Genomic DNA, 605 nt, shown 5'->3' on the forward strand with positions numbered 1-605 from the left:
GTATTAACATTCTATAAAAGAATATCTAGAATTAGCATTTTTGCTATTATGGTTGCAGTATATCTAATGCCTGTTGGTCTTGATGGCAATGAGATATATGGGAGGATCCTTAATCTTGGTTTTATCTTTCCTGTAATGCAAGTTATATTATTATCTTCACTGATTTTTAGTCGTAAGAGCTCAATATCAGTATCGGCTATTTTTATCTTCACCTTTATTTCTTGCTTAACTTTTCCAGTCGGCATTGGTATTGTTCTTATCTTTTCATTTATCTGTGGGGCACGTTATTACTTTGAGCGAAATACGTATTATCTGACACTATTACTCATTAGTTTACTGCTCGCTTTCTCGTCTATATTACTAATCTCCGGAACTGCAATCAACGATAAAGGTGGTGCAGATCTTCCTGTTAACTTGCAAGCTTTTATCGAGTTCTCCGGTGCCAGAGCATTAATTTACCCATTAGTTTTTAGCTTCTATCATTATCTTAGTGATATGCTAACTCTTGCTATAGTTTTAATTGTAGCTGTGGTTATTACGAGTGTTTTTTACGTGTCTTTTAAAAATGATAAGAGATTGTTTACAGCACAAAACTATTTTTTATT

General features: G+C 33.1%; 1 protein-coding gene. It reads left to right on the forward strand.

The genetic code is table 11. From position 1 onward, the window contains the following. On the forward strand, window positions 1-605 hold a 605-nt coding region (locus V2A85_RS24320; protein ID WP_420072637.1), incomplete at both ends, for a hypothetical protein.

The sequence above is a fragment of the Yersinia sp. 1252 StPb PI genome, assembly GCF_048593885.1.
Taxonomy (GTDB): Bacteria; Pseudomonadota; Gammaproteobacteria; order Enterobacterales; family Enterobacteriaceae; genus Yersinia; species Yersinia enterocolitica_E.